A 20,668-nucleotide genomic window follows, 5' to 3' on the forward strand; every position below is an offset into this window, starting at 1 on the left:
CTTTCCTATTTTAACATAAGCTGTCAAGCGAGCAAAAGAAGGACGCAGGTTTTTGATTAACCTGCGCCATTCTTATTCATGCTCACTTGTTTGCTCAAATGCCTTTTCGATCTTTTTAAATGCACTAGGTTCTACCTTTTCAAGTGCAGTAACTGCAATTTCTAATGCTTTTTTATAGTTATAATCTCCATAAAAGTGCCGTTCAGCTTTATTTAAGCTTTCCGCAAGCTCAGGGTAGTCCATCCGGTAGCGGTTCGAGTACTGAACCACCGCCTCAACGAATTTAGCATTCTCTAAAATATCCTCTGCTTTTTCTTGTAAGTGCGCCAAATCCTCTTTAGCGATTTGCCGATTTTTTGCGACAGACTTAATATTCAGAGGTCGTTCGACAAGAGACTGTTCCATATTTTCTACCGAGTTTAAGAAATGCTCTTGTAACGCAGCAAACTCTTCAGGAATCCCAGGTAGTCGTGCACGTGATAAATTCCGCTCGATTTGATTACAAATGCGTTTCATTTCGTCTGCATCTTCTCGTGCTTCTAGCTCGTCTTTACGAAGTGAACGTAAATCTTCCCCAATCGCATCTTGTTTTTCAGCAATTTCAGCAAGTTCTGCTTCAATTTCACGAAGGGTGTCTTGCATAGCTGAATATGCAATAGCTGCTTCTTTTTGTAAAGCACTAACACGGGCGAAGTTTTCTTTTTGTTCTGCAAGAGAGGCTTGTGTTTTTAAATAAGCTGCAAGTTCTTCTTCAGAAATATGGTAAGTCCCTTTAACTTCTGCAATTTGCTCAGAAAGTTTTTCCGAAACTTGTTCTTGCTTTTCGAGTTTTTCAGCAATTTTTTCTTTATTTTCAAGAATAAATGACCGAGCGTGCACTTCGCCTTCTAACGTATCGTAGAGCAAATCTGTTTCGACTTTTACTTCATGGATCAAAGACTCAGCAGCATCAATTTCGCGGTGAGAAAGCTTTTCTTTAATCTTATCTGTTTGCTTTTTCAGCCGTTCCATTTCTTTTTGAATGCCTAGTTGTTCTAAATAGTAGCCCTCTGCGAGCATTTCCGCGTAACCAGCTTCAAGTTTTACAAGTTCACTTGGCACCGTATTTTCAGCTTCATGCAGAAGTTTTGGCGTTCGTTCCATTTCTTCATCTAGTGAAGTGATTTTTATTTTCGTTGCTAGAATCACTTCGCGTGCCTCAAGGTGATCTCCTTGATCTGTTAGTGTATCATACTGATTGATTTCTGCCTGAATTTCATCAAGTTCCTTTTCAAAGGCATTTTGAGCCTTTCCAAGTTTGAAACCATGTGTCAAGATGAAGCGTCGTAGTTCGGCAAGTTTTTCTTTAGTTGCACGGCTTTCAAGCGCATTTTTTTCTTCACTGGCTAAAAGCTCTCGTAGCCCATTCAAGATTTGATTAATTTGATTTTCAATCGTGACAAGCATTTGTTCTAAATCATTCTCATCTTGAGTAGCTGAACCAAATCGGTAATGATTGATGTTCATTTCTGCATTTAAAAGCACTTCTTCTACATCTGGAAATAATTTGGTCGAGATTTCGTCCCAAGAACTGCGCCATGACTCGAACAATTTTTCTGTTTGTCCAGTCAACTTTAATTTTTTCACTTTCGAAAGTTCATCGATTACCGGAAGATCACGCAAATGCTCACACTTTGCTTCTAGTTCCCCAATCCTCGTCGAATGTTTCTTTTTCAGCCAATATCCGGTACCAAAAAGGGCGATGATCACCACGATAAAACCGATTAAAATATAGTAAAACATTCAAAATCCTCCCATCTGCTTATTACCGATCCAACTAGTGTCTTTTTCTTTAATAAAAATAGATAAAGCCCTCTTTTATATTTTATCGGTATATGTACACAATACACATGGTCTATTTTACCACGATTTATAGAATTTTACTTCTCTTGTCTCATAAAAATGAAAAAAAGTTTTTGAACTGTTAGTCAGGCTCAGAATATGCTATAATTTGAGCACTTATTTTTATATGAAAGTGGTGTTGTAAAAGTGATTGAAATTCCAAAATTTCAAGGGACAAAAGAAGAAATTTATACTCTTTGCTTGAAGCAAGCAAAAGCTTTGATTAGCGGAGAAAAAAACCTTATCGCCAATTTAAGCAATCTCTCGGCACTTTTAAATCAAGCGCTTGATCAAATTAATTGGGTAGGCTTTTATCTATTTGAACAAGAACAGGATGAACTTGTTCTCGGTCCCTTTCAAGGACTACCTGCTTGCATACGCATTCCGCTTGGTAAAGGTGTTTGCGGGAATGCTGCAAAAGATCAAAAAACTTACATTGTTCAAGATGTTAATGCTTTTCCAGGACATATAGCTTGTGACGCACAAAGTCGTTCTGAAATTGTCGTCCCACTTGTTTTAGAAGGAAAGCTTATCGGAGTTCTTGATATCGATAGCCCAAACATCAGCCGGTTTGATGAAACAGACAAGTTGTATTTAGAACAAATTTGCGAAGCCCTTCTTGCTGAAATTCATTGACAAATCAAGCAATTTTATACTATACTAGACTTTGTGTAAAACGCAGCTTGTATGAATGCTGGAGAAAGATCGTTGTTCACCCCCGACTCTTGTCGTGGAATATTGTGTAACCCTGCGGCTGCTAAGGTGAAGATATTTAAAGGTGAACTGCCCTCTCTCTACATCGTGCTCGTTTGTTTTTATGCTAAAAACAAATTAAAGGAGGAGTCACTTAATGGCTCGTTATACTGGTCCAAGCTGGAAAGTTTCCCGTCGTCTTGGGATTTCACTTTCTGGAACAGGTAAAGAAATTGAGCGTCGTCCGTATGCTCCAGGACAACATGGTCCTAACCAACGTAAAAAAATGTCTGAATATGGTTTGCAACAAGCTGAAAAGCAAAAATTGCGTCATATGTACGGACTAACTGAACGTCAATTTAAAAACACGTTCAACAGAGCAGGAAAACTTCAAGGTAAACAAGGTGAAAACTTCATGATTCTCCTTGAACAACGTCTTGATAATGTCGTTTATCGTATGGGACTTGCTCGCACTCGTCGTGCTGCTCGTCAACTTGTAAACCATGGTCACATCTTAGTAGATGGAAAACGCGTTGACATTCCTTCTTACCAACTTTCTGTTGGCCAAGTAGTTTCTGTTCGCGAAAAATCTTCTAAAAATTCGTCTATCGCTGAAAGTCTTGAAGTATCGAGCTTCGTGCCTGAATATGTGACATTCGACGCTGACAAACTTGAAGGTTCTTTAAACCGCCTTCCTGAACGTGCAGAACTTGCTGCTGAAATTAATGAAGCCTTTATCGTTGAATTTTATTCTCGTTAATTCTTCATATCGTTTCAAAAAAGACTTTGCTTTTCATAGCAAAGTCTTTTTCGTTTTCAAATGACAAATTTGTAAGTTGACACTACTGAATTGTCACCTCTAACACGGGATTTTATCTGTAAAATCCTTTATACTATAATTATCTTATAAATGAAAGAAGGTAAAACAATGAAGAAAATGATTACCGTAATAATCATTGTAGCCGTCATCATCCTAGGACTCGCATTTGCACTTGGCTATTATTTTACAAATTATAATCGTATCGGGACTGAGGATTACTATGTTGCCATTGAAAAAAAAGGTAAACCGGTAACTGAAAAAGCTTCGGATGGTGAAACTTTTACCGATTATGAATATTCATTAACAGGCTATGATGAGAACGGTAAAACCAAACAGCTCAAGTTTACTGCTCAAAAAAACTTGCGCATTGGAGCTTATCTTCATATCTACTATAAAAAAGATAAGGGCGTGACTTCTTATGAAGAAGTTACAAAAAAAGAACTTCCTAAAAAGGCAGCAAGTCAATTAAATTAACGCATTAAAAAAACAAGGAAACTGAGTTGAAATCAGTTTCCTTGTTTTTTTAATAACGAACTAAAAAGTATTTCTTTTTCCCACGGCGAACAATCGTAAAGCGGTTTTCAATGCGATCACTTTCTGTAATAATCTTATCTAGATCTTGAACTCGTTCTCCGTTCAAGTAAATCGCCCCGTTTGAAACATCCTCACGTGCTTGACGCTTCGAAGGTTCGATTCCAAGCTCGACTAAGAAATCAACTAGATTTTTTTGTTCCTTTTGTGCGTCAAAACTTGGTACATCTTTAAATCCTTGTTCAATTTCATCTGCTGTTAAATCGCGGATATCTCCACTAAAGAGCGCTTTTGAAATTTTGATTGCTGTATCGAGCGCTTCTTCGCTGTGAATAAATTTCGTCATTTCAGCTGCTAGTGTTTTTTGAGCTGCACGAAGATGTGGCTCTTGCTCAACTTGTTTAGCAAGATCAGCAATTTCTGATTCTGTTAAAAAAGTAAAGTATTTCAAGTATTTTACGACATCACGATCATCCGTATTTACCCAAAATTGATAAAATTCATAAGGCGTTGTTTTTTCTGGGTTAAGCCAAATGGCGCCACCTTCCGTTTTCCCAAATTTTGTTCCATCAGCCTTTGTAAGAAGTGGAATTGTAAGACCAAAAGCTTTCGCATCTTCTCCTTGCTTTTTGCGAATCAAATCAAGTCCAGCTGTAATATTTCCCCACTGATCAGACCCACCAATTTGCAAGCGACAATCATGAAACTCGTATAAATGATTATAATCCATTGCTTGAAGAATTTGGTAAGCAAATTCAGTAAAAGATATCCCGGCTTCCAGTCGGCTTTGTACAATATCTTTGGCAAGCATCGTATTTACATTAAAACTTTTCCCATAATCTCGTAAAAAATCAAGAATAGACAAATCTTTCGTCCAATCATAGTTATTCACCATCGTAGCAGCTGAGTTTCCTTCAAAATCGAAAATTTGCCCAAGCTGTGTTCTTAGTCCTTCAACATTTTTATTGATTTGTTCAAGCGACTGAAGCTTCCTCTCCTCTTTTTTTCCACTTGGATCCCCAATCGTCCCTGTTGCTCCTCCGACTAAAATAATCGGACGATGCCCTGCATCTTGAAAACGCCGTAAAATCATGAATGGAATTAAATGACCAATGTGCATCGAATCTCCTGTTGGATCAATTCCGCAGTAAAGCGCAATAGATTCTTTTTCTGTAAGTTCACGTAACCCACTTTCATCTGTTTGCTGATAAATGGCTCCACGCCATTCTAATTCATCAATAATATTCATCAAATTCCCCTCTTTCTCGTTTTTTTTGAAATAAAAAAAGCCCTCCGCCCTTTTTTATAAGAGCGAAGGGACGTGTTTAAACGTGGTACCACCCAACTTTTCACTTCATTCCATAACGGCTTTAACCGTTCACGCCATTTCCTGCGTGACTTGACTCCAGGATGTAATTCGCACCGTTTATATTTACCGATTTACAGCGACCACCGGCTCTCTCAAAAAAGGGATAAACAGTCTACTTCGTCCGTTCCACGTCATTTACAATATTAAGCTATCATCTATTTATAGCATAGACTTTTTCTTTTCGTCAAGCTACAATTTATTTCGTCGTACCACGAAGTTTCTCGCTATGCGGAAGAACAACAGTTTTTTCTTCAACTTCTTCACTTGTCATCAACTTTGTCAAAAGACGCATTGCTACAGCTCCAATGTCATAAAGCGGCTGTACAATAGTGGAAAGTTGTGGACGACTCATAAGTGTTAATTTGGTATTATTGCTTGTCATGATTTCTAATTCATCTGGAACTTTAACACCTGCATCTAGTGCTGTATTTAAAATACCAATTGCGAGTTCATCATCTGTAACAATCACAGCATTTGGGCGCTTTTCTAATTGATTGAGTTGCTCAAAAGCGCGAACTCCGGAATTGTAATCATAATCTGCCTCAATGACATAATTCTCATTGTAACTAATACCTGCTTTTTTAAGCGCTTCTTGATAGCCTTTTAACTTTAATTCGCGATTTACAGGCTCTTCAAGTGAACCTGTTACAAAAGCAATTTGTTTATGTCCATTTTGAATAAACAATTCCACTGCTGCTTTCGTTGCTTCTAAATAATCAATATTCACTGAAGCTAAGTTCTGTTTCATATCAATTGCCCCAGCGAGTACAACAGGGACAGGAGAACGATTAAATTCTTCTTGTAGTTGCTCCGTAATTTTCTCACCCATATAAATAATACCATCTACTTGTTTACCTAACAGGGTATTCAACACTTGTAACTCTTTGTCTTCATTTTCATCTGAACTACTCAAAATAATATTATATTTATACATGGTTGCAATATCTTCAATTCCCCGAGCAAGCTCAGCATAGAATACATTGGAAATATCCGGAATGATTACTCCTACAGTTGTGGTCCGCTTGCTTGCAAGGCCTCTTGCTACCGCATTCGGACGATATCCTAGTTGGTTAATAACATCCAACACCTTTTTACGTGTAACAGGCTTCACATTCGGATTTCCATTTACCACTCGAGATACTGTTGCCATTGAAACATTTGCTTCACGTGCTACATCATAAATTGTTACATTCATCTCTACTCACACTCCATACTATTGGTATTTAAACGATAAGCTCCTTACTTCGTGTAACCGTCATCATTCAACCTTTCTTCCTATGATACGATACTTTGAGCTGTTATGCAATTGAAATCGCTTCTGTTTTTCATTAATTTTCATACCAAATACGCATGAGACTCCTATCTAAAAAGCCTTTTTAATATGGAATCGCTTTCTTTTTTTGTTTGAAAAGAAGTTGTCTAAAACAGACAACTTCTTAAGGCTTATTTCGTTTTGACTGGAAGAAGATTAGAAGCTAGAATCTCTTCCCAGAACAAATCAAACTCTGGTAAGTTCATTTGTTGAGCTGCATCTGATAAAGCAACGGCAGGATCAGGATGAACCTCCGCCATAACCCCATCTGCCCCAATTGCTAAGGCTGCTTTCGCACATGGAAGTAGTAGATCTTTACGTCCCGTTGAATGTGTAACATCGACCATAACCGGAAGATGCGTTTCTTTTTTTAAGATGGGTACAGCAGAAATATCAAGTGTATTTCGAGTAGCCTTTTCATACGTACGAATACCACGCTCACAAAGAATAATTTCGCCATTGCCTTGAGACATGATATATTCAGCAGCCCCAATGAATTCTTCAATAGTTGCTGATAAACCTCGTTTGAGTAAGATCGGTTTGTTAACACGCCCCGCTTCTTTGAGCAGCTCAAAGTTTTGCATGTTTCGCGCACCAATTTGAATTACATCCACATAATCAAGCGCTGTTTCAATATCTTTAGGCGTTACAATTTCACTAATGACGCCCAAGCCATATTCATCCGAAATTTGTTTTAAAATTTTCAGTCCCTCTAATCCAAGTCCCTGGAAATCATATGGACTAGTTCGTGGCTTAAATGCGCCGCCTCGAATAAGTTTCAGTCCTTTTGCCCGAATAGAATTTGCAACAGCTGCTACTTGTTCATAAGACTCAACAGAACAAGGTCCAAATACAAAAGTCGGTTCTCCTTTTCCAATTTCAAGTCCATTTACAGAGACTACCGTATCCTCTTGTTTATTTTTCCGAGAAACGAGGAGTGCTTTCGAATGATCATCCTCCTGAAGCTCAAGACCTGCTTTAAAAATTTCTTTAAATAAATGTTCAATTGTCGAATCTTCAAACGGTCCGTTGTTTGCTTCTACAATTTGATTAAGCATCTCGCGTTCACGAACTGGATCAAACCGGAGTGAGCCTTGCACACCCTTTAATTTCCCGATTTCTTGAACAAGATTAGCTCGTTTGTTGATCACAGAAAGTAATTCTAAATTTAATTGATCGACTTGATCACGTAATGTATCCAAATTGTTATTCACCATTTTTTCCGCCCTTCTTTTCACATCAATAATTATCCTTCATTATAGATGATATCAATAGATTTGTCACCACATCTTTTTAACTTAAACGCTTTTAAGTGTTAAAGTGGAGCTGTTAATTAATATCGTAACATTCTATAGCAAGAGATGCAAGCACAAAAAAACGCGGTAAGCCCGAAAGCCTACCACGTCCATACTGAAAATCATTATTTTTGAATAATTTTTTCAGTTTCTTTTTTACCCTCTTTTACTGTTTGTTTAACTTCTTTTTTAGCTTTATCAGAAGCATCACTTACAGCATCAGAAGCATCTTTTACATCTTCTTTTACATTGTCCACTGCTTTTTCAACAGCTTCTTGATCTTCTTCTTTATTTTTCGAGACAACTTCTTTTACACTTTTACCTTGTTTTGAAATGCTACCCGCAAGTTGTTGAGATTTATCTTTCACAACACCAACAAAATCATTTGCAGAATCTTTTAATTGTCCGGATTTATCCTTTGCAACATTCCCAATTTCAATGCCTTTTTCATAAGCAATATCTTTCCATTCAGAACCTTTTTCTTTTAACACATCAACTTGATCGTTTAAGTCGCCACGAAGTTCTTTTCCTGATTTTGGTGCTAGTAAAAGTGCTGTAACGGACCCGATAATTCCGCCAATTAAGCCACCAATTAAAAAATCTTTTACATCTAATCCATCTTTTCCAGACATGTTTCATTCCTCCTGTTTCAAAAAATTAATTAACGCTTCAATTCCTACTCAGCTTCTTTTGCTCTTTGTTTCGCTGCTTTGCTGGCTTTAAATTTATCTTTTAAAGCTAAAATAGAATTACTTACAGAAATAGCCTGCGCAACTTTTCTTTCATTTGCCGAAACTTTGTTCGTCGCAAGTGTTGCAAGTTCACGAACAGATTGGCTGAGACCAAGTAGTGATGTTCCAACATCTCCAATAGCATCGAAAACTGGATCTACCTTGGCTACTTTACCATTTACGTCATCTAACAAGCTATTCGTTTTATCAAGAAGCTGTTGAGCCTCTCCGGAAATCCCTTGCAATTCATTGGTCATTTTTTCAACTGTCTTGGCCACTTCATTCATTGTCTGTGATGCAGATTTTAAAGTTTTACTTAAGTAAATGGCGATGACTAATAGAGCAATTGCCGCGATAAGTGCAGCAACATATAAGATAACAATCATTTACTCCCACCTCCGTATTCTTGATTCTTTACCCCATCGAGCAATATGTAAAACGTATTAAACATACAGAAGGGTATGCTTACTAACAACATTGTAGCAATTTTACAGGTAAAAATAAAATGAAATGAATTTTTATACGTTGAAATTTCTCTGCTTTATATGTTTTTCTAGTGAAATAACTTATGTTGAACTAAAAACCAAGTGAATTATTCTTTTTACACAAATTTAATTAGTGTTTCTTAATTTAAATGAATAAAAAAAACACCCTTTATTAAAAAATAAAGAGTGGTTCTAAATTTTCATTTTAAAAAGCTGCTTTTTCATTCACTTCTGGATAGTCTTCCCGGTTATCAAGAATTTTTTCATAAGCTGCTTGGAATTTTTGAACGTCTCCTGCTCCCATGAATAAAATCACAGCATTATCATATTGCAATAATTCTTCTGTATGCTGTTCTTGAATGACATGGTTCCCCTTAGTTTTTCGAGCTAAATCAAAGATAGTTAAATTTCCAGCCTTTTCGCGAGCAGAGCCGAAAATATCACAAAGATAAACTTCATCAGCCAAATTCAAACTATCTGCGAAGCCTTGTAAAAACGCTTGGGTTCTTGTAAAAGTATGGGGTTGAAAAACAGCGACAACTTTTTTATCTGGGTATTTTTGACGAGCAGCATTAATCGTTGCCCGAATTTCAGAAGGATGGTGCGCGTAATCATCAACCAAAGTTTGGTGAGCTTTTTCTGTAATGCTGAAGCGACGTTTAACACCTTTAAAGGTGTTAAGTTCTTTTTTCACTTCTTCCATGTCTAAACCTTCTTGATCGCAAAAGGCAATAACACTAAGGGCATTCATCACATTATGATCCCCATAAGAAGGAATTTCAAAGGTACCAAGCGCTTTATCACGATGATTTACATCAAACGTAGTTCCTGTAGTTTTCTTGACAACATTTGTTGCTTGGTATTCATTTTTTTCACCAAAGCCATAGTAAATCACTGGAATCGAAAGTACTTCTTCCAGTCTCTTCAGCTGTACATCGTCACCTAAAGCAATAATAGCTTTTTTCACTTGTTTTCCAAGCGATTCGAAAGCACTGAAAACATCGTCTACACTTTTAAAATAATCAGGATGATCCCAGTCAATGTTTGTCATGATGGCATAAGTAGGTTTGTACGCCAAAAAATGTCGTTGATATTCACAAGCTTCAAGCGCAAAATACTCTGCATTTTTATTTCCTTTCCCCGTTCCATCCCCAATCAAATAAGAAGTCGGTCGGATAGATTCTAAAACATGAGAAAGAAGTCCAGTTGTAGATGTCTTCCCATGTGATCCTGTAATAGCGATACTTGTGTAGTCACCAATCAACTGGCCTAAAAATTTATGATAACGAATTACAGGTAAATCAAGTTCAAAAGCTTTGGCAATTTCTTCATGCGTGTCTGGAAAAGCATTTCCTGCAATGATCGTCAAACCTTCGTGAATGTTATCTGCATCAAACGGTAATATTTCGATTTCTTTTTCTTCTAATGCCTTTTGTGTGAAGAAGTATTTTTCAACATCGCTACCTTGAACAGTAAAGCCTTTATCATATAAAATTTGTGCTAAAGCGCTCATACCAGCGCCTTTAATTCCAACAAAATGATAAACAGTCATTGTTTTTAAGCCCCCATTTTTTCCTTTGTAGTAGAGGGTGTCTAAGTTTTTTAGACATCATCTTACTTTTCATATCATATTCAATTATCCAATTTAAGTTTTCAAGTCAAACAACCAATCTTATTATAGCACTTTACCCCAAAATAGAAAATAATTGTTTCAAATCACGGAAAAAGACATAAGAATATGACAAAGAAAACGTTTTACAAACGAGAATCAAATTATGAAGAGTGACATAAGTACTAAATCCCCGAATCATTTCCCCGAAGCTTTTCTAGTTGGTCGCGTGTAATAATAACATCTCGTGGTTTAGAACCATTTGTTGCTGAAACAATTTTTTGTCGTTCCAAACTTTCCATTAATCGAGCTGCTCGATTATAGCCAATTCTAAAATGTCTTTGCAGTAAAGAAGTTGATGCCGCGTTTTGTTCCATCACAAAGTCACAGGCAGCTGAAAAAAGTTCATCTTCATCTTCTCGAAGCACTTCTTTTGCGAGATCTTCTTCTTGGAACATATAATGCGGTTCCCCTTGCTTTCTAACAAAGCGAACAACTGCATCAATTTCTTCATCACTCACAAATGTTCCTTGCAAGCGGACAGGTTTACTTACGCCACTTGGGAGAAAGAGCATATCCCCTCTTCCAAGCAGTTTTTCAGCACCCGAACTGTCCAGTATTGTTCGCGAATCAATTGAACTGGATACTGAGAAAGAAATTCGAGTTGGGATGTTTGCCTTAATTAATCCCGTAATAACATCCACTGAAGGACGTTGTGTCGCTACAATCATATGAATCCCACAAGCTCGTGCTTTTTGAGCGATTCGGCTAATGGATTCTTCCACATCATTTGGTGCTACCATCATTAAATCTGCTAATTCATCAATCACAATTAAAATATAAGGTAATTTTTCGCCGGAATGCCCTGGCCGACTAGCGAGTTCATTATATTTTTCAATGTTCCTTACGCTTGTATGAGAAAAGAGCTCATAACGGCGCTCCATTTCCGTAACAGCCCATTTTAAAGCCGCTGTTGCCGCTTTGGCGTCTGTAATAACGGGACTTACCAAGTGCGGAATTTTATTGTATGGGGCTAACTCGACCATTTTCGGATCGATTAATAAAAGCTTCAATTCATCTGGCCGAGCTTTATAAAGCAAGCTGACGAGTAAAGAGTTGATGCAAACACTTTTCCCAGAACCTGTCGCACCAGCAATTAACCCGTGAGGCATTTTTTGTAAGTCCGTTGCAATAGCTTCACCGGAAATATCTAAGCCAAGTGCAGCGGTTAGCGGTGAAGGATTGTCTTGGAAAATTGATTTTTTCATGATTTCAGAAAGCATAACTGGTCTGCTTACTGGATTTGGAATTTCAATACCAACCGTACTCTTTCCAGGAATCGGCGCTTCTATCCGAATATCTTTTGCAGCTAAGTTCAACTTGATATCATCACTTAGATTCGTGATTTTGCTAACCTTAACGCCTTTTTCCGGTTGCACTTCAAAACGAGTTACAGCAGGTCCTTGTGTTCTTCCGACAACATGTGCAGCTACATTGAAATTCTGCAAAGTTTCATTTAAAAGTACTTCTTCTTGATCCAACCACTCTTTATCGTGACTTGAAATCACCGGTGGATTTAATAAATCAAGCGGTGGAAAGTGATAAGATCCCATGTTTCTCTCTTCACTTAGCCTTTCTTCATCAGACGATCGAACCTGTCTAGTTTGTTCCTCAGGACCTGAGTTTTTTGCGTCTTTCTGGTGATCTTGATTGACCATCAAAACATTAAACGGAATGTGCGACTTTTTAACTTCTTTTTTTGATTCCGTTTTCTCTTCCGGAACAATAGAATCTTCAGTACTTTTTTCAGTATTCGACCACGCCTCGGGGAAAGAATCAGTTTCTTCCTTTGCTTCAACAGCTTCTTTTAATAGCCCATCTTGGCTTTCAGAATTGGAGTTTATCCACTCTGCACTCTCCTGTACAAAAACTTCTGAACTGCCCAACTCTTCTTCTGCTATACTTTGACTTTCGTTTGCTTGAGGAGTTTCTATCATGGTAGAAGCTGAATCATCCAACTCCTGCACTTGAAACTTAGGCGCAGTATCTGTTTTTAAGTTCTTCTGTTCCATTACAGGAGCCTGAGCTTCTTCTGTTATTAGGTGAATCTGTTTAACTTCCGCTTCATTTTGAACAGAATTTTCATCAAGATTAAACTCAAAGCGACTTGGCCGTCTTTGAAATGCAAAAACTGGTGATGGAACTTCTGTAGGCGTAAAAGGCGCTTTTTTAATCTCTGGTTGCTTGGCTTCAGCAACTTCTTTTTTCGCCTTTACTTTCACTTCTTTTGAACCCATTGCAACAGATTTCTTCGGTTCGGTACGTTCATCTCCATCTGGAATCAGCGGAAAACGAAACTGCCCTTTTGGATACTCGTAAGCCATTTTCGTTTCTACCGTTTTCCGCGCGACAGTTCGTTTAGTTGCTTGAGAAGTCTTCGTTAGCTTATTGTCTTTTTTTGCAGGAATTGTCTGGTTTTGTCTCACTAATTTGGGTACATCCTGTTGCACCTCTTTAGTTCTTGCTTTTACTTCTGTTTTGCGTTCTTCTTCCATTTCCATGTCCCCGAAGAAGAAATTCTTTAGCCATCCCATCATTTATCACACCCAAAATCAAATTCTTCTGTTTGATTCTATCAAAGAAAATTCAATTAAGCTATTATCATCTCTTTCAAAACTTAAAATCGCTATTTTGAAAGCAGCTAAAGCCTTGCTATTCATAACTTCTGAAAGGTGATAATTTAAAGTTATATCAGCTTTCAGTGAGCAAAAAAGTACAATCTGAACGTATATTGTATACACAAAGAAACTAAAAAAAGAAGCACCTTGAGAGGCGCTTCCAACAGTCTATTAAAAAGATACCGGGAACGTAGATCCAATTTCAGCGTTATCATCCAGGATTAAAATCCCTTTTTCTTGAGGAGCATCTGGAATAGCTAATTCCCGAGCCGCGCAAAGCATCCCAAAAGAATCAACACCTCGCAAATTCGAAGGCTTAATTAAAAGCCCACTAAGCATGACCGCACCCACTTTTGCTACGACCACTTTTTGGCCTTGGGCGACATTTGGTGCCCCACACACAATTTGGAGTCGTTCTTTATCTCCTACATCAACTTGGCAAATACTTAACTTATCAGCATTGGGATGCTTTTTTAGTTCATCCACGTAACCAACAACAAATTTAGGGGTCAAATCCACATCAAGTGGCTCATCAAACCCAGCATCTAAAATGACACGATTCAATTGTTCAACAAAAGCTTCTGAAAGTTCTACTTTTCCATTTGAATTCAGCGAAAAATATTGGGATGCACGAAAAATGTTGAATCCGCTAAGTTCCTTTGTTTCCTCATCAAAGATTTTCACAACATCGCCTTTTGTTTCATGAGTGCGTTGTTCTCTTGCGATTTCTTGAATGGAGACAATTAGCGTATCGCCGATTCCCTTTTCATTATAAAATACATTTACTATCAAGACTTTCTACTCCTTCGGTCTGTTTTTTGCCATAATAAAGATCGGTTCTAGTTTACCATCATTATACACAAATGGCAAAGTAGTAATCGGAACAACCCCTTCAGCGAAAAATTGCATCGCCATGTGCGCCATTACATCAAAACCTGTTTCATTTTGGATATCCGCTACGATTAAAACATCAGCATGAGGAATGGCAACAACCATCTCTCCTGTCAGTTTCTCGCGCATTTCTGATAAAAAACGGGCATTTAAAATTCGACTTGCGTCATACCCATCATTTATTCGAACAAAATAAAAATCATTCTCCGAAACACGATCTCGGCGGTAAGAAACAGGCAGATTTTCAAGGTGTTCAAACGCCTTCTCGATAAGCTTACTCGCAGAAACTCCAGAATCTTGAAGCATTTTTTCGGTAATAAAATGATAAGCTTTTTCCTCGTCGATAACGAAGTAAATGCTCGTTTCAGCAGTGTGTTCGCGAACTAAAAATTTCTCGCCTGATTTACTTTCTTCCGGGAATGAACGCGAACGAATAACTGGGTAAACTTTATCAAGTGAATCTGATAGGTTCGGTTTCGAAAGTGAAGCGTGCAAGCCTTCATTAACATAATAAAGAACTTTTCGGATCGCTTCCTCTCCCTCTTCTTCAAATCGCGCAATGACTTGTGGCAAGGAGAGCGTAATCGTTTTACCCGCTTCTCGTATGGTGAGGCGGTCTTTTTCGTGATCAAAAGAAAATGTACGACCTCTTTTTTCAAGTCGCTCTTCAAGTTTCGTTTTCATCACAAGTGAAGTCATTTTCAAAACGATTCCTCCTTACAGCGCAGCTAAAAAATCATTAATTTCTTCTTTTGTTTTACGATCTTTGCTCACAAACCGGCCGATTTCTTCGCCTTCTTCATAAGCTAAAAAGCTTGGGATCCCAAAAATAGCAAGTTCTGCACACAAATCAATAAAGGCATCCCGATCAACATGAACAAATTTAAAATCATCATTTTCTTGTTCAATTTCTGGCATAATCGGTTCAATAAAACGGCAATCTCCACACCAATCTGCACTAAACATAAAAACTACTTTCGAACTATTTTTTAAAGTATTAAATTCTTCCATTGATTTCAACTCTTCCACAATAAACGCTCCTTCACTATTCATCTTATTAAATCCTATCTAAGAAATCTTCTTTCGTCCAGAAATCCGCTTGAAGTTAAAGTTTTTGTACCGCTTTCATTTTTAGTTTATGATGAAGAAAAAGGAGTGAAGCAAACATGCGTTATCATATTTATCTTGCCGGCGAGATCCATTCCAATTGGCGTGCTGATCTCATGCAGCAAATAAGCGAAGAAGTAAAAATGGAATTTCACTTTTCTGGTCCACGAGAAAATCACGAAAAATCAGACGCGATCGGCGAAACGATTCTTGGAACACAACCGAATTTATTATATCGAGATATCCAGTCTTCGAAAATCAACAATTTACGGACACAACTATTTTTAAAGAAAGCTGATTTGGTTATTGCTTATTTTGGTGAAAAATTCAAGCAATGGAATACAGCCTCTGACGCTTCACTTGCGCTCGCTGAAAACAAGCCCGTCATCCTGATTCGTCCTGAAAATTTACACCATCCCTTAAAAGAACTTTCAGAACGAGCAAACGTAACTGTCAGTACTATTCCTGAAGCCGTCCAAGTCTTAAAGTATATTTTCGATTAAAAATGAGATCTTCCGGTTGGAAGATCTCATTTTCCTGTTTTTTTGGAATTTAAATACGCGCCCAGACAAACAAGAATCCCTGCTATGAGGGCGGTTAATATCCACCCAAATTCAAGCTTCATTATTCCTGTAACAGCGAACAAAAAAGCAAGGACAGCAGCGAAAATAAGCAAAATTCCCACTTTACCATCTGTTCGTTTAAGCATTTTTTATAATCGACTCGAAGGTGGATTGATCAAGCGTCCGGACAAGGGTTGTGATCATTTCTTTAGCAGCACTATAATCATCCACATGCAATATCGAATTCGACGTATGAATATAACGAGATGGAACGCCAATTACAGCGCTTGGAATACCACTTAACGATGTATGCACTTTACCAGCGTCTGTACCTCCAGGGGAAACGAAATATTGATAAGGAATTTTATGCGTTTCTGCTGTATCAAGCAAAAATTCACGTAAGCCACGATGCATCACCATGGTGCGATCGTAAATTCGCATTAAGAAGCCTTCGCCCAGTTGACCGAATTCTGTTTTATCTCCTGTTGTGTCATTTGCTGGGCTCGCATCAAGTGCAAAGAAAATATCTGGCTGAATCATATGGGCACTTACGCCAGCTCCTCGAAGCCCCACTTCTTCCTGTACATTCGCTCCACTGAAGAGCGTGTTAGGTAAGTCTTCACCTTGTACTGCTTTTAATAATTCAATAGCAAGCCCGACTCCATAACGATTATCCCAAGCTTTCGCCATGATTTTTTTAGGATTCGCAAGTGGTGTGAATTCGGAAACAGGAACGACGAATTGTCCTGGACGGATGCCAATTTTTTCTGCGTCTTCCTTCGAATCAGCCCCAATGTCAATTAAGAGTTGTTTAGGATTCGTCGGCTTGGAGCGTTCTTTTTCAGTCATCAAATGCGGGGGGACGGAAGCAATCACACCGATCACTGGACCGTGGTCCGTCATTATCTCAACACGGCTCGCCTGCAAGACTTGCGGGTTCCAGCCTCCTAGTGTTTGAAAACGCAGTAAGCCTTTTTCTGTAATTGAAGTCACCATAAAACCAACTTCATCCATATGTCCTGCAACAAGGATGCGTGGTCCATTTTCCGCTCCTTTACGAACACCGAAAATACCACCTAAACGATCTTGAACTACTTCATCGGAAATGGGTTCGATTTCCTGACGGATAAAATCGCGAATTCGAAATTCATCTCCAGAAGCCCCTTGTAACTCCGTTAATTTTTTTAAAAGTGCTAAGGTATCTTTATCCAACATGACCCACCCTTTCTTTATCTTTTTTTAGTATAGCAAACTTTTTAAAGCAATTCACGTTTTGGAAGCGTAACCTTTGATTGCTTTTAATGCTGAAAAAGTATAGTATAGAACTACGCAAGTAAAAGCTTGCTGTTTACTTTACATAAGAAAAGCTAGGGAGGAAAGATTATGAACTGGAAAGCTTTCGTAGCAGGTGCTTTTGCTGGAGCCGCTGCAGGACATTTTGTGTATCATTACGTGCTTGATGATCGTGAAATTTCTGGAGATGCTATTTTAGAAAATGTAAAAAATGCCTTTAAAAAAGAAGGACCAATTGAAGGTTCTTGGATTCAACTAAAAAAACAACACTACAAAAAATACGCCATTGATACTTTTGTTTATCACGGTGGTATCACAGCAATTCGCGAAGGCGAAAAAAAACAATTTGAATTTATCGCAGATGCGAAAACGGGAACGATCATTGATATTTACCTCACGTGACTGGAAAGTGAGAAACTTAAAAGCAGAAATCTAGGCTAAGACCATTTTGAGTGGTTCTTCCAAGATTTCTGCTTTTTTCTTTTTAGATAAGCGACTCACTTAAGAAACGCATCTACCTTTTCGTGAGCTAATTTTAAATTCCTTTCTGGAACAAGTTCTATTAATTGCTCTTTAAATAGTTCTTTTTCCGCCCCTTGAAGCGCCTTTTGAACGGCTTTAAGCTGAACCATGATATCAGATTCATCGCGCCCTTCTTGGACCATTTCCTTTACTTTACGGACGTGCCCTTCAATCCTCGCAAACCGGTTCGCAATTGCTTGTTGTTTTTTCTCTTCCATACATCTAATACCCCCATATAGTATATTAATTAACATCCCCCTATAAGGGTTACAAAATCATGTTATAGCAACTCTTTTTGAAAGTCAAATATCTAAAATTGAAAATACCCAAAGAAAAAAGCCCTTTTTTGGGCTTTTAAATGAGAAGACTATCCACACATGCACCGAGCGCATTAAGTTTGATTGCTCGATATTTGGCATCATGATAAAACAAAAACCATGTGTTTCCATCCATCCATTTTCGAAATAAGGCTTGCTTTTGAAAAATACTATCCATTGGATAATCGTCAAAAGCAGTCACCCATAATACATTTTGATGGGCATGAGTTGGGAAGATATCCGCCATATGGATGGCTTTTTCTCCCATGGAGGAAAATTCAATAATTGCGTGTCCAGCACTGTGACCTCCTGTTCGAATCATTTTAATCCCCGAAATAGGTTCAACTTCTTCTTTGTAAGTCACAACCTGGCTAGCAATGGATTCCCAGTTTTCTTTCCAGTAGGTAGCTTTTGAGCGAATATTGGGGGCACGCATTTCATCCCACTCTGTTTGTTCCACGAAAATTTGTGCATTTGGGAAAACGGAATAGTATTCTCCTGACTCTCGCTTCCCAGTGAGCCCGAGCACATGATCGTAGTGTAGATGTGTCATGAGCACCATATCGATATCTTGTTCAGTAAGATTTTTTGCCCTTAGGTCGGAGAGAACTTTGGATTCTTCGGCCACGCCAAAATTACGCCACTGTTTTTCTGTTAGTCGGTTATTGCCAATCCCTGCGTCTATCAAAATATTTTTCCCTTGAAACTGAACAAAAATAGGATCGGTTCGTGTTGGAACTTGATTTTTTTCGTTTACTGGATATTTTCTTGACCACAATACTTTAGGCACAACGCCAAACATTGTTCCACCATCAAGATGTAATTCTCCACCTCTTAGCCAGTCAATTTTCATTTAACCTACTTGCATATTAGAACCTCCTAGTTAACATAATATTATTATAGAAAAGAAGCTGCAAAATTACAGCTTCTCGCTTTCTCTATTAAACTGTGCTTCTAAACGATAAATTGGAAATCCTTTTTGTGAAAATTTTTCTTCATATTCTGTTTGAACATTTCCTTCAAAATCGCTGTTGTGTAAATCTAGTGAGACATATGTCAGCCGTAGACCATATTCGGAAAATGCTTGCAGTGAATATTCAAACAACCCCCTATTATCTGTTTTAAAATGAATGTCTCCTGCTTCTTCTAAAATATTTTTATAGATATCTAGAAATTTGGGATTAGTCAAGCGTCTCTTTGTATGACGTTTTTTTGGCCATGGATCTGAAAAATTCAAATAAATTCGCGCGACTTCTCCTTGTGCAAAGTAATCTTCTAGCTGGGCACCGTCGACTGAAAGTAGCAATACATTTGAAAGGTCGTGCTCTAAGACTTTATCAAGAGCAGAGATAAGCACGCTCTCTACTACTTCAATTCCAATGTAGTTGATTTCCGGATGAGCCTGAGCCATACCAGAAACAAAACGTCCTTTCCCGGAACCAATTTCAATGTGAATGGGATGATCATTCCCAAATAGTTTTTGCCAACTCCCTCTATGTAGAGCAGGTTCTAAAATGCAAACTTCCGGATGATTTTGTAGTTTTTCTTTCGCCCATGGTTTATGTTTTACACGCATGTATACTTTTACACCTCATTATCTTTTACAATCAAATCTAATAATTCATTCGCTTTCTGCTGCTCGGCTTGACTGAGCTTCCCTTCTCCTAAACGATGTAAGGTTTGGAAAAGCGCATACCATTTTAATTTACGGTGCCAATTTTTTGAATAAGTGCCTCCGTATATTTCAAGCCAGCTCGGCCATTTTTCTTTCGGAACATATTGATAAAGTAGCATCGAAACATCCATCGCTGGGTCCCCAAGCATCGCTCCATCCCAGTCTACAAGGAAAAGTTCCCCGTCACTTGAAATCATCCAATTATTGTGATTAATATCTCCGTGGCAGACAACGCGTTCTCCGTCTTCCACTTGTTCTAAATTACGCTTTAAATAGTCAAGTGCTTCTTGTTCTGTCCAAGTTTGATCAGGAAAAACTTGTTGATGCTTGCGAAACATTTCAAGAGGAGAAAAACTAGCTTCTTCCATTTTGAGTAACATTTGCTTCAGTTTATCAGAATGATGGATTTTGGAAAGAAGTCTGGCTACCTTGTTATCCCCCATTTCTGCTGTCGAAAGGACACGTGCATTGATCCATTTTTGAGCTGTGATAACATCTCCATTTTCAACACGACGAGTCCATTTTAATTTAGGAACGATATCAAGTGCAGATAAGGCAGCTAAAAAAGGCGAAGAATTCCGTTTCAAAAAGAATTTTTCGTCTTTATGTTGAGCGATAAAAGCTTGTCCCGTATCCCCGCCGGCAGAAATTATCTCATATTCAGTTCCAAAGAAAATATCTTCCATCATTCAACACACCTTTTTGTGAAATCTTTCATCCACTTTATTTCTTTATAGTGTCGCTAAAAAGATTTTACTTCGCAAACAGCTCGAAGTCAAGCAGTCATACGTTCGGGGATGTAGAAAATGGTAAAAAAATCAAATTAAAATCGCGCTTTCATGCCTTTTTATGATTACGAAAAAGACGTACCTTTTTTTCAAGATACGTCTTTCCTC

At 38.0% G+C, this 20,668-nt stretch carries 21 protein-coding genes and 1 other annotated feature; of the genes, 5 read left to right on the forward strand and 16 right to left on the reverse strand.

The window, feature by feature from the left end:
* Window positions 1-72: 72 nt before the first annotated feature.
* Window positions 73-1,782, reverse strand: a complete 1,710-nt coding sequence (locus tag HB912_RS04670) for a septation ring formation regulator EzrA (protein ID WP_185372496.1) — start codon at window positions 1,780-1,782, stop codon at window positions 73-75.
* Between the two features lie 246 nt (window positions 1,783-2,028).
* Between HB912_RS04670 and HB912_RS04675 the strand changes: the two genes are divergently transcribed.
* From HB912_RS04675 to HB912_RS04685, 3 genes are all read left to right on the forward strand, one after another.
* Window positions 2,029-2,517, forward strand: a complete 489-nt coding sequence (locus HB912_RS04675; RefSeq protein ID WP_185372498.1) for a GAF domain-containing protein — start codon at window positions 2,029-2,031, stop codon at window positions 2,515-2,517.
* 214 nt (window positions 2,518-2,731) lie between these two features.
* Window positions 2,732-3,334: a 30S ribosomal protein S4 gene (gene rpsD / locus HB912_RS04680; RefSeq protein WP_036073530.1), complete on the forward strand. Its 603-nt coding sequence runs from the start codon at window positions 2,732-2,734 to the stop codon at window positions 3,332-3,334.
* Window positions 3,335-3,502: 168 nt separating this feature from the next.
* Window positions 3,503-3,868, forward strand: a complete 366-nt coding sequence (locus HB912_RS04685) for a YxeA family protein (RefSeq protein ID WP_185372500.1) — start codon at window positions 3,503-3,505, stop codon at window positions 3,866-3,868.
* Window positions 3,869-3,917: 49 nt separating this feature from the next.
* Here HB912_RS04685 and tyrS read toward each other — a convergent pair whose 3' ends face one another.
* From tyrS to HB912_RS04735, 10 genes are all read right to left on the reverse strand, one after another.
* A complete protein-coding gene (gene tyrS, locus HB912_RS04690) occupies window positions 3,918-5,174 on the reverse strand; it encodes a tyrosine--tRNA ligase (protein WP_185372502.1) in 1,257 nt (418 codons plus the stop codon).
* A gap of 63 nt (window positions 5,175-5,237) precedes the next feature.
* Window positions 5,238-5,432: a binding site (T-box leader), on the reverse strand.
* A 58-nt stretch (window positions 5,433-5,490) separates the two neighbouring features.
* Window positions 5,491-6,489, reverse strand: coding sequence for a catabolite control protein A (gene ccpA / locus HB912_RS04695; RefSeq protein WP_185372504.1), 999 nt, complete (start codon window positions 6,487-6,489; stop codon window positions 5,491-5,493).
* A gap of 248 nt (window positions 6,490-6,737) precedes the next feature.
* A complete protein-coding gene (locus HB912_RS04700; RefSeq protein ID WP_185372506.1) occupies window positions 6,738-7,823 on the reverse strand; it encodes a bifunctional 3-deoxy-7-phosphoheptulonate synthase/chorismate mutase in 1,086 nt (361 codons plus the stop codon).
* 203 nt (window positions 7,824-8,026) lie between these two features.
* A complete protein-coding gene (locus tag HB912_RS04705) occupies window positions 8,027-8,533 on the reverse strand; it encodes a YtxH domain-containing protein (protein ID WP_185372508.1) in 507 nt (168 codons plus the stop codon).
* 44 nt (window positions 8,534-8,577) lie between these two features.
* Window positions 8,578-9,018, reverse strand: coding sequence for a DUF948 domain-containing protein (locus HB912_RS04710; RefSeq protein ID WP_185372510.1), 441 nt, complete (start codon window positions 9,016-9,018; stop codon window positions 8,578-8,580).
* A gap of 304 nt (window positions 9,019-9,322) precedes the next feature.
* Window positions 9,323-10,669 (reverse strand): UDP-N-acetylmuramate--L-alanine ligase, encoded by a 1,347-nt coding sequence (gene murC, locus HB912_RS04715; RefSeq protein WP_185372512.1) that lies wholly within the window; start codon window positions 10,667-10,669, stop codon window positions 9,323-9,325.
* A 242-nt stretch (window positions 10,670-10,911) separates the two neighbouring features.
* Complete coding sequence (locus tag HB912_RS04720) at window positions 10,912-12,798, reverse strand: DNA translocase FtsK (protein WP_425324767.1); 1,887 nt, start codon at window positions 12,796-12,798, stop codon at window positions 10,912-10,914.
* Window positions 12,799-13,575: 777 nt separating this feature from the next.
* Entirely contained in the window at window positions 13,576-14,196 is a 621-nt protein-coding gene (gene ytpR / locus HB912_RS04725; protein ID WP_185372514.1) for a YtpR family tRNA-binding protein, read from the reverse strand.
* A 6-nt stretch (window positions 14,197-14,202) separates the two neighbouring features.
* On the reverse strand, window positions 14,203-14,994 hold the full coding sequence (locus HB912_RS04730) for a DUF1444 domain-containing protein (RefSeq protein ID WP_185372888.1): 792 nt from the start codon (window positions 14,992-14,994) through the stop codon (window positions 14,203-14,205).
* Between the two features lie 18 nt (window positions 14,995-15,012).
* Window positions 15,013-15,348, reverse strand: a complete 336-nt coding sequence (locus tag HB912_RS04735) for a thioredoxin family protein (protein WP_221635604.1) — start codon at window positions 15,346-15,348, stop codon at window positions 15,013-15,015.
* Between the two features lie 113 nt (window positions 15,349-15,461).
* Here HB912_RS04735 and HB912_RS04740 point away from each other — a divergent pair, with 113 nt between their 5' ends.
* Window positions 15,462-15,905, forward strand: a complete 444-nt coding sequence (locus HB912_RS04740; protein ID WP_185372516.1) for a YtoQ family protein — start codon at window positions 15,462-15,464, stop codon at window positions 15,903-15,905.
* Between the two features lie 198 nt (window positions 15,906-16,103).
* On the opposite strand, the gene HB912_RS04745 is transcribed toward HB912_RS04740, so the two are convergent.
* Window positions 16,104-17,177 (reverse strand): M42 family metallopeptidase, encoded by a 1,074-nt coding sequence (locus HB912_RS04745; protein WP_185372518.1) that lies wholly within the window; start codon window positions 17,175-17,177, stop codon window positions 16,104-16,106.
* Window positions 17,178-17,348: 171 nt separating this feature from the next.
* On the opposite strand from HB912_RS04745, the gene HB912_RS04750 reads away from it, so the two are divergent.
* A complete protein-coding gene (locus HB912_RS04750) occupies window positions 17,349-17,660 on the forward strand; it encodes a PepSY domain-containing protein (protein ID WP_185372520.1) in 312 nt (103 codons plus the stop codon).
* A 95-nt stretch (window positions 17,661-17,755) separates the two neighbouring features.
* Here HB912_RS04750 and HB912_RS04755 read toward each other — a convergent pair whose 3' ends face one another.
* The 4 genes from HB912_RS04755 to HB912_RS04770 form a co-directional block, all read right to left on the reverse strand.
* The gene (locus tag HB912_RS04755; RefSeq protein ID WP_185372521.1) at window positions 17,756-17,998 is read right to left on the reverse strand and encodes a metal-sensitive transcriptional regulator; all 243 of its coding nucleotides are present in this window, start codon (window positions 17,996-17,998) and stop codon (window positions 17,756-17,758) included.
* A gap of 136 nt (window positions 17,999-18,134) precedes the next feature.
* Complete coding sequence (locus HB912_RS04760) at window positions 18,135-18,950, reverse strand: YtnP family quorum-quenching lactonase (RefSeq protein ID WP_244964413.1); 816 nt, start codon at window positions 18,948-18,950, stop codon at window positions 18,135-18,137.
* Between the two features lie 66 nt (window positions 18,951-19,016).
* Window positions 19,017-19,673 (reverse strand): tRNA (guanosine(46)-N7)-methyltransferase TrmB, encoded by a 657-nt coding sequence (trmB, locus tag HB912_RS04765; protein WP_185372523.1) that lies wholly within the window; start codon window positions 19,671-19,673, stop codon window positions 19,017-19,019.
* An 8-nt stretch (window positions 19,674-19,681) separates the two neighbouring features.
* Window positions 19,682-20,458, reverse strand: coding sequence for a phosphotransferase (locus tag HB912_RS04770; RefSeq protein WP_185372890.1), 777 nt, complete (start codon window positions 20,456-20,458; stop codon window positions 19,682-19,684).
* Window positions 20,459-20,668 lie beyond the last annotated feature (210 nt).

The organism is Listeria aquatica (assembly GCF_014223975.1).
Lineage (GTDB): Bacteria > Bacillota > Bacilli > Lactobacillales > Listeriaceae > Listeria > Listeria aquatica.

Bases quoted from the DNA above. Each gene is read 5' to 3' on its own strand.
- HB912_RS04685 (WP_185372500.1), top strand. From the start codon at position 3,503: ATGAAGAAAATGATTACCGTAATAATCATTGTAGCCGTCATCATCCTA.
- HB912_RS04755 (WP_185372521.1), bottom strand. From the start codon at position 17,998: ATGGAAGAGAAAAAACAACAAGCAATTGCGAACCGGTTTGCGAGGATT.
- HB912_RS04735 (WP_221635604.1), bottom strand. From the start codon at position 15,348: ATGAATAGTGAAGGAGCGTTTATTGTGGAAGAGTTGAAATCAATGGAA.
- HB912_RS04705 (WP_185372508.1), bottom strand. From the start codon at position 8,533: ATGTCTGGAAAAGATGGATTAGATGTAAAAGATTTTTTAATTGGTGGC.
- HB912_RS04670 (WP_185372496.1), bottom strand. From the start codon at position 1,782: ATGTTTTACTATATTTTAATCGGTTTTATCGTGGTGATCATCGCCCTT.
- HB912_RS04710 (WP_185372510.1), bottom strand. From the start codon at position 9,018: ATGATTGTTATCTTATATGTTGCTGCACTTATCGCGGCAATTGCTCTA.
- HB912_RS04700 (WP_185372506.1), bottom strand. From the start codon at position 7,823: ATGGTGAATAACAATTTGGATACATTACGTGATCAAGTCGATCAATTA.
- HB912_RS04760 (WP_244964413.1), bottom strand. From the start codon at position 18,950: ATGAAAATTGACTGGCTAAGAGGTGGAGAATTACATCTTGATGGTGGA.
- HB912_RS04750 (WP_185372520.1), top strand. From the start codon at position 17,349: ATGAACTGGAAAGCTTTCGTAGCAGGTGCTTTTGCTGGAGCCGCTGCA.
- murC (WP_185372512.1), bottom strand. From the start codon at position 10,669: ATGACTGTTTATCATTTTGTTGGAATTAAAGGCGCTGGTATGAGCGCT.
- ccpA (WP_185372504.1), bottom strand. From the start codon at position 6,489: ATGAATGTAACAATTTATGATGTAGCACGTGAAGCAAATGTTTCAATG.
- HB912_RS04740 (WP_185372516.1), top strand. From the start codon at position 15,462: ATGCGTTATCATATTTATCTTGCCGGCGAGATCCATTCCAATTGGCGT.
- HB912_RS04770 (WP_185372890.1), bottom strand. From the start codon at position 20,458: ATGGAAGATATTTTCTTTGGAACTGAATATGAGATAATTTCTGCCGGC.
- tyrS (WP_185372502.1), bottom strand. From the start codon at position 5,174: ATGAATATTATTGATGAATTAGAATGGCGTGGAGCCATTTATCAGCAA.
- HB912_RS04720 (WP_425324767.1), bottom strand. From the start codon at position 12,798: ATGGAACAGAAGAACTTAAAAACAGATACTGCGCCTAAGTTTCAAGTG.
- trmB (WP_185372523.1), bottom strand. From the start codon at position 19,673: ATGCGTGTAAAACATAAACCATGGGCGAAAGAAAAACTACAAAATCAT.
- rpsD (WP_036073530.1), top strand. From the start codon at position 2,732: ATGGCTCGTTATACTGGTCCAAGCTGGAAAGTTTCCCGTCGTCTTGGG.
- HB912_RS04730 (WP_185372888.1), bottom strand. From the start codon at position 14,994: ATGACTTCACTTGTGATGAAAACGAAACTTGAAGAGCGACTTGAAAAA.